A 7,180-nucleotide genomic window follows, 5' to 3' on the forward strand; every position below is an offset into this window, starting at 1 on the left:
ACTGGCGAAGGCGAACCACTCATCTGAAACGGAGATCGATGTTTCGCCTCGCCCATCTCACCGACCCGCATGTCGGTCCGATCGCCCGTCCGCGCCTGCGCCAGCTGCTCGGCAAGCGTGCCACCGGCTACGTGAATTGGCGACGCGGACGCAGTCGCCACCACGACATGGAGATTCTCGCCGCGCTGGTGGCCGATCTTCGGACGCAACCGCACGATCACATCGCCTGTACCGGCGACCTCTGCAACATCGGCCTGCCGAGCGAGTGGTCGACCGCGCAGGTGTTTCTCGAGGCCCTTGGGTCTCCCGAGGCCGTGAGCTTCGTCCCGGGTAATCACGACGCCTATGTCCGCGGCTCGCTCGAAGGTCTGCTCAAGGCCTGCGGCACCTGGACCTCGGGCGACGACGGCACCAAGGGCATCTTTCCCTATCTCAGGCGACGTGGTCCGCTCGCGCTCGTGGGGTTGTCGTCGGCCATCCCGACCAAGCCGTTCGTGGCCAGCGGCCGGATCGGGCCCGCCCAGATCGAAGCGGCCGAGATTCTGTTGAAGCGCCTGGGCAGCGAGCCGGTGCCGCCATTCCGCGTGGTGATGATCCATCATCCGCCGCAGCCGGGTGGCGCATCGCCGGGGCGCGAATTGAAGGATGCGGAGGCCTTCACCGCCATGATCGGTCGCGCGGGCGCGGAATTGATCCTGCACGGGCACAACCATGTCGGCAGTGTCGCCTTCGTCGACGGGCCGGAGGGCGTCGGTGTGCCCGTTGTCGGCGCTCCATCGGCTTCGGCGGTCTCGCACGGCGGCAAGCTGCACCGCCGGGCGAGTTATCATGTCTACACGATCACCGAGGCGGACGGCCGCTACGTGATCGATGCCAAGGAGCGCGGGCTGACGGAGACCGGCAACATCGCCGACTTGCGGGCGATGAACCTGACGCGTGTGAACCCGAGGAGGAGGTGATCGCTCATTCCCCGCCTTGATCTGGTCAGACCGCCAATGCTGCCTGAGGGCGCTGGGTGTTACGGGAAATGCTGGCCTGATAGAGCTCGGCCTGGAGGCGGGTCAGACCGCTGACAAGGACCATCGGCCCCCGGTAGACCGTATAAGTGCCGTCATGGGTCGGTTTGACGTGAATCGTCTGGGACATGGCGTGTCTCCCGGCCTTGAGGAATCGGTCGTATACTGCTTCGGGAGTACGTAGTGTTAATCGGACGTTCATCTCCCGCAAGAGCGGTAGACCCGTGTCCCGCGGACTTTCGTCGCTGCATCGCAGCATGAACCCATAAGACGATGCGGCGCGATCGGCCTGCAGAAACGTCTGTAGTCAAAGCGAGCGGCATGACGATCGCATCGAACGACGATCACCGTCGTATCGATGATCGTATTGCTCAGGTTTTCCAGAATTGTCCGCACTCAAGCGGATCGACTGGCGCTCCCAAGGGGAATCGAACCCCTGTTTTCGCCGTGAGAGGGCGACGTCCTAGACCGCTAGACGATGGGAGCTATCCGGCCGGTGGGCGATCGTATAGCGACGGTCGCGTGGGGGAGCAAGGCCTCCGGGGCGCTTAAATTCCATCGACATCGAAAGAGATCATATCGTGCAAGAACCGCAGGACCGGCGTGTCGTCCTCGAAACGGACGTGCAGCCGGAGCGCATCGACCGGGCCCTCGCCCGCGCGCTGCCGGATGTGTCGCGGTCGCGCCTTCAGGACCTCATCCGCACCGGCCAAGTGAGGCGCGACGGGGTCGTAGTTTCCGATCTGTCGCTGAAGGTTGGCGCGGGGGCGGTCCTCGACGTGATGATCCCCGCACCCGTAGACGCGACGCCGGTGGCGGAGCGACTCGATCTCGTCATCGTCCATGAAGATGACGACCTCATCGTCATCGACAAGCCGGCGGGGCTCGTCGTTCATCCGGCACCGGGACACGATGCCGGAACCCTGGTGAACGGTCTCATCGCCCATTGTGGGGAAAGCCTGTCCGGAATCGGGGGAGTACGCCGGCCCGGGATCGTGCATCGGCTCGACAAGGATACGAGCGGCCTGCTCGTCGTCGCCAAGAACGATCTCGCCCATAAGGGCCTCACGGCTCAATTCGCCGATCATGGCCGCAGCGGTCCGCTGGAGCGCGCCTATCTCGCACTGACCTGGGGCGCACCGGAGCCGCGGATGGGCACGATCGACGTCAACCTCGCGCGCAGTCAGCGCAACCGCGAGAAGATCGCCGTCGTGCGCCCGGATGAGGGGCGCATTGCGATCACGCATTACCTCGTCGAGGAAATCCTCGACGCCGGCACCGAAGTCGCCCTGGTACGATGCCGGCTGGAGACCGGACGGACTCACCAGATCCGCGTCCATCTCAGCCATCGCGGCCACCCGCTGCTCGGTGATTCGGTCTACGGGAACGCCTTCAAGACCAAAGCCGCCCGTCTCGGCGAAGCGGCGCGGGCAAAGCTCGGCGTCCTCGGTCGGCAGGCGCTCCACGCCGCCCTTCTCGGGTTCGAGCATCCCCGCACCGGAGAGACTCTCCGCTTCGAAAGTCCGATCCCGCCCGACATGGCCGACCTCATCACCGCGCTCCGGACGAAAGCACCGGTGTGATGAGCCGGCCGGGTGGCCGAATGGAACCGATGACAATGGGGCATGTTGCTCGTTTGCCGCTGTCAAGGATGGTCGGCAAACAGGTGTGCCGGCGCACCACGAGACGTGGCCTTTCGTGCAAGGTTCGACCAATCGACTCGCTGGCGCGTTGATCGCGACGTTCGAGTGACGGACCGCTACCGCACCGTTTCCTTTCCGAGTAGGCTCGGGGATGAATGGTCGGCTCGATGAGCGGCGGTTCGTTTCTGGTCTGCCCGCTCGGGGGACCGTGCAAGGAGAAGTGACTATGGCAGGCGCACTACCCGTGCTCGCCACCGAAGGTGGCCTTTCGCGCTACCTCGATGAGATCCGCAAATTCCCGATGCTCGAGCCGAACGAGGAGTTCACGCTCGCAAAGAGCTGGCGTGAGAAGGGCGACCGCGATGCCGCGCATCGGCTGGTGACATCGCACCTTCGTCTCGTGGCCAAGATCGCCATGGGCTATCGCGGCTATGGCCTGCCCATCGGCGAGGTCGTGTCGGAGGGCAACGTCGGCCTGATGCAGGCCGTCAAGCGCTTCGAGCCGGACAAGGGCTTTCGCCTCGCCACCTACGCCATGTGGTGGATCAAGGCCGCGATCCAGGAATACATCCTGCGCTCGTGGTCTCTGGTGAAGATGGGGACGACTGCCAACCAGAAGAAGCTGTTCTTCAACCTGAGAAAGGCCAAGGGCAAGATTTCCGCCCTGGACGAGGGTGATCTCAAGCCCGATCAGGTGGCGCAGATCGCAGTCAAGCTCGGCGTGCCCGAGCAGGACGTGATCGACATGAACAGGCGCCTCTCCGGCGACACCTCCCTCAACGCTCCCTTACGCGAAGAGGGCGAGGGTGAGTGGCAGGATTGGCTGGTGGACAACAGCCCGAGCCAGGAGACCGTGCTCGCCAGGGAAGAGGAAGGCCAGAACCGGCTCACCGCCTTGCGCGATGCCCTGTCCGTTCTGAACCCGCGCGAGCGCCGTATCTTCGAGGCGCGCCGTCTCGCCGACGATCCGATCACGCTCGAAGATCTGTCCGGCGAGTTCGGGGTGTCGCGCGAGCGTGTCCGCCAGATCGAGGTGAGGGCCTTCGAGAAGATCCAAGAGGCGGTGAAGCGCAATCTCGCGACCCGCGAAGCACCGCGGGCTGGCGCCCACGCCTGAGGTGATTCCCTCGGGATCAAGATCCGGAAGGCCGGTTCCGCCACACGGAACCGGCCTTTTCGCTTGATCGGTCCGAGACCTCTAGCGGCGCCACTGCTCGAAGGCGGAGCGGATGACCTGATTGCCAGACGTGCCCTTCTCGAAGGTCAGTACACCGCGCGGGCCCGAGGCGAATTTCACCGGCAGGTCGAACCAGTTGCGGTGCTCCAGCAGGTCGGTATTGCGGTCGATATCGGCCTGCAGGGACGACAGACCAATGAGGAACAGGTTCTCCCTGACGCGAACAGGAAGACCGGACACGGGCGATCCCCTGCTTGCTTCCTCGTCTTTCGCGGTCAACAGGCCGACATCCTGAACCGCGCGCTTGTCGCCGGCGGGACTCGTCGTGGTGAAGGCGAGTTCGATGGTGTGCGAGGCGGGAAGCGTCGAATCGAGATTTCGCCTGATGGTCATGAGCAGAGACAGGCCCGCATCCGCGAAGGTCACCCGCCCTCGGATGACCGTCTCCAAAGGTTGGCCCTGTTCACCGTTCACGGCTTCCAGCCGCCAGACCACCATACCCTGGAACGTGATCGGCTGCGCGTTCCCGCCGGCGGTGTTCTCCTCGAACAAGACAGCCCGTTGAGCGACCGCGACATCGGATTGGGTCGGCTGCTGCCGTGTCGAATCGGATGGCGCCGACGGCGCCTGACGGGTGCCCTGGTCGCGGCGTTCGGCTGGCGACGAGGCTTCGCCTCCGATCCGGTCTGCATATTTCGACGCGCCGGAATCGGTCGCCTCCCCCTGCGCCTCGGTATTGCCGGACTGCAAGTCCGAAGGCTTGTCGCGTAGCATGAAAGCGGCGACCGCGATCAGACCCACGACGATGAGCAGAACTCCGCCCACGAAGACGTTTCGCAACAGGAGAGGGCGGCCGCTGCGAGGAGCGACGACATCGATCCGCGGACGGTTGCGTGCGCCGGCGGCATCGGGTGCTCCTCCATTCACCTCCCGGTCGGAGGCTTGCGTGGCATCCGACTCTCTCGGTCCTTCCGCGAGTGGAGTGGTGATGGGTTCTGGCTCGCTTCGGTCGACCGGAGCGGAGATGTCCTTCGACGCCGCCTTCGCAGCCAGCCGCGCTGCCCGTCTCTCCGCGACTTTATCCGCTGGCTGAGCCACACGCGGTTTGATCGCCAAAACCGATGACGGCGCCTCGGAGGCTGCTGCCCGCGCTTGGGGCGGATCGGCATCGGGTCGGGAGGCTTGCGGGCGACCGGATGGCGCCGGGTGCAGGCCCAGATCCGGCTCCGGAGCCTGCGGCAGGCTCGGCTCGGGAATGCTGGCCCTCTTCTCCTTCGTCGAAGAAGACGGTGCCGCCGCCTCCGGCAAGGCATCGCGCTCTGGCGAATCGGCGATGATCGGCGGTGCGACGTCGTTGGCGGCATCGAGGGGAGGGCCGCCATGCTCGCTCTCGACGCGGCTGATCGCGGCCTCGAGGGCCTTGCTCTCGAGATCGATGTCGGCGTCGGACAAGGGCGGTTCGAGCGAACGCAACTGGCCGATCAAGGCACCGCGCGCACGGTCGTACACGGCCTTGCGTAAGGCCGGTGAACGATCCGGCATTGCGTCGAGCGCTCGTGCCAGCAGGGGGTAGTAGTCGGCCATCGAACCTCGGTCGCCCTATACTAAGAGCCAGCCAACGGGCCGCCCTGTTCTCACCGTGCAGATGAGGGGCGCTCGGCGAGGCGCGACCGCATCATCCGCGATGCCCGTCCCTCGGAATAGGCGCCATCCATTCGCACAGCGCCTCATCCCCTAGAAATCGCCCTTCTTCGCCGGACCTCTCCATCTGCCCGATAGTCGGATGCCGCACGATTCCTTCGCAGGAACCGAGTTGGCACCCTCGGCCGCGGCTCTAATCCTCGAAGGGGTTGTGCATGAGGATGGTGTCGTTGCGCTCCGGAGAGGTGGAGAGCAACGCGACCGGCGCTCCGATCAGCTCTTCGATCCGACGCACGTACTTGATCGCCTGAGCAGGAAGGTCGGCCCAGGAGCGCGCCCCGGCGGTCGTGCCGGACCAGCCCTCGATCGTCTCGTAGATCGGCTCGACCTTGGCTTGCGCGGCCTGGTTGGCTGGCAGGTGGTCGAGCATCTGACCATCGAGGCGGTAACCGGTGCAGACCTTGATCTCGTCGAAACCGTCGAGAATGTCGAGCTTGGTCAGGGCGATCCCATCGATGCCGGACGTCCGCACCGTCTGGCGCACCAATACGGCGTCGAACCAGCCGCAGCGGCGCTTGCGCCCGGTATTGACACCGAATTCGCGGCCCTTGGCGCCGATCGTCTCGCCGATCTCGTCGAAGAGCTCGGTGGGGAACGGACCCTCGCCGACGCGGGTCGTGTAGGCCTTGGCGATGCCGAGCACATAGCCGATCGCGGAGGGGCCCATGCCGGATCCCGTGGCGGCCTGGGCTGCGACGATGTTCGAAGAGGTCACGAACGGGTAGGTGCCGTGATCGACGTCGAGAAGGGCTCCCTGCGCGCCCTCGAACAGGATGCGCTTGCCGGCGCGGCGCTCATCGTCGAGGAGTTTCCACACGGTGGTGGCATAGGGAAGGATCGTCGGCGCGATCGCCTTCAGTTCGGCGAGCAGCGCTCCGGCATCGACCTCGTCGATCCCGAGCCCCCGACGCAGGGCGTTGTGGTGCGTGAGCACCCGCTCGATCTTCGATTCCAGCGTGCTCTCGTCGGCGAGATCGACGACGCGGATGGCCCGGCGACCGACCTTGTCCTCATAGGCCGGACCGATGCCGCGCTTGGTCGTGCCGATCTTGAGACCGGCATTCGAGGTCTCGCGGAAATGGTCGAGCTCGCGGTGCAGCGGCAGGATCAGCGTCGCGTTGTCGGCGATACGGAGCGTCTTCGGCGAGATTTCCACGCCCTGCGCCTGGAGGCGGGCGATCTCGTCCACGAGGTGCCACGGATCGACGACGACGCCGTTGCCGATCACGGACAGCTTGCCGCCCCGCACGACGCCGGACGGCAGCAGAGCGAGCTTGTAGGTCACTCCGTCGATGACCAGAGTATGCCCGGCATTGTGTCCGCCCTGGAAGCGGACGACCACGTCGGCCTGCTCGGAGAGCCAGTCGACGATCTTACCCTTGCCTTCGTCGCCCCATTGGGCGCCCACGACGACGACGTTCGCCATTCACTTCAAACCTGTTCGGTACCCGCGTGAGACCGTCCCGCCGCATGGGCAGGCCGACACGCACCTCCGGGGTCTTTCCGCGATCCCTCGCCGGAAATCAAGCAAACCGGGCCCGAACCCCAGGGCTATCGCATTTGAGCGATGATGGTCCTGGCGAAGGCGTCGGACCATCCGGCCCTGTTTCTTTTGCGCCGAATGGACAGGCCGGGGCGGGCCT

At 65.4% G+C, this 7,180-nt stretch carries 7 protein-coding genes and 1 tRNA gene; 4 read left to right on the forward strand and 4 right to left on the reverse strand.

Translation table 11 applies throughout. The features are described 5' to 3' along the window. Positions 1-38 precede the first annotated feature (38 nt). Positions 39-959, forward strand: coding sequence for a metallophosphoesterase family protein (locus tag ACFQ4G_RS19940; protein WP_238207290.1), 921 nt, complete (start codon positions 39-41; stop codon positions 957-959). Between the two features lie 25 nt (positions 960-984). On the opposite strand, the gene ACFQ4G_RS19945 is transcribed toward ACFQ4G_RS19940, so the two are convergent. Next, on the reverse strand, positions 985-1,146 hold the full coding sequence (locus ACFQ4G_RS19945; protein WP_238207292.1) for a hypothetical protein: 162 nt from the start codon (positions 1,144-1,146) through the stop codon (positions 985-987). Positions 1,147-1,426: 280 nt separating this feature from the next. Next, positions 1,427-1,502 (reverse strand) — tRNA-Glu (locus ACFQ4G_RS19950). 92 nt (positions 1,503-1,594) lie between these two features. On the opposite strand from ACFQ4G_RS19950, the gene ACFQ4G_RS19955 reads away from it, so the two are divergent. Both ACFQ4G_RS19955 and rpoH read left to right on the forward strand, forming a co-directional pair. After that, on the forward strand, positions 1,595-2,599 hold the full coding sequence (locus ACFQ4G_RS19955; protein ID WP_379040928.1) for an RluA family pseudouridine synthase: 1,005 nt from the start codon (positions 1,595-1,597) through the stop codon (positions 2,597-2,599). Positions 2,600-2,885: 286 nt separating this feature from the next. Continuing rightward, complete coding sequence (gene rpoH, locus ACFQ4G_RS19960; protein WP_238207296.1) at positions 2,886-3,776, forward strand: RNA polymerase sigma factor RpoH; 891 nt, start codon at positions 2,886-2,888, stop codon at positions 3,774-3,776. Positions 3,777-3,857: 81 nt separating this feature from the next. Here rpoH and ACFQ4G_RS19965 read toward each other — a convergent pair whose 3' ends face one another. After that, entirely contained in the window at positions 3,858-5,144 is a 1,287-nt protein-coding gene (locus ACFQ4G_RS19965) for a histidine kinase (RefSeq protein ID WP_238207298.1), read from the reverse strand. 72 nt (positions 5,145-5,216) lie between these two features. Here ACFQ4G_RS19965 and ACFQ4G_RS19970 point away from each other — a divergent pair, with 72 nt between their 5' ends. Beyond that, entirely contained in the window at positions 5,217-5,357 is a 141-nt protein-coding gene (locus ACFQ4G_RS19970; protein ID WP_238207300.1) for a hypothetical protein, read from the forward strand. A gap of 313 nt (positions 5,358-5,670) precedes the next feature. Here ACFQ4G_RS19970 and ACFQ4G_RS19975 read toward each other — a convergent pair whose 3' ends face one another. After that, on the reverse strand, positions 5,671-6,963 hold the full coding sequence (locus ACFQ4G_RS19975; protein ID WP_238207302.1) for an adenylosuccinate synthase: 1,293 nt from the start codon (positions 6,961-6,963) through the stop codon (positions 5,671-5,673). Between the last annotated feature and the right edge of the window lie 217 nt (positions 6,964-7,180).

Source organism: Methylobacterium marchantiae (assembly GCF_042679825.1).
Taxonomy (GTDB): domain Bacteria; phylum Pseudomonadota; class Alphaproteobacteria; order Rhizobiales; family Beijerinckiaceae; genus Methylobacterium; species Methylobacterium marchantiae.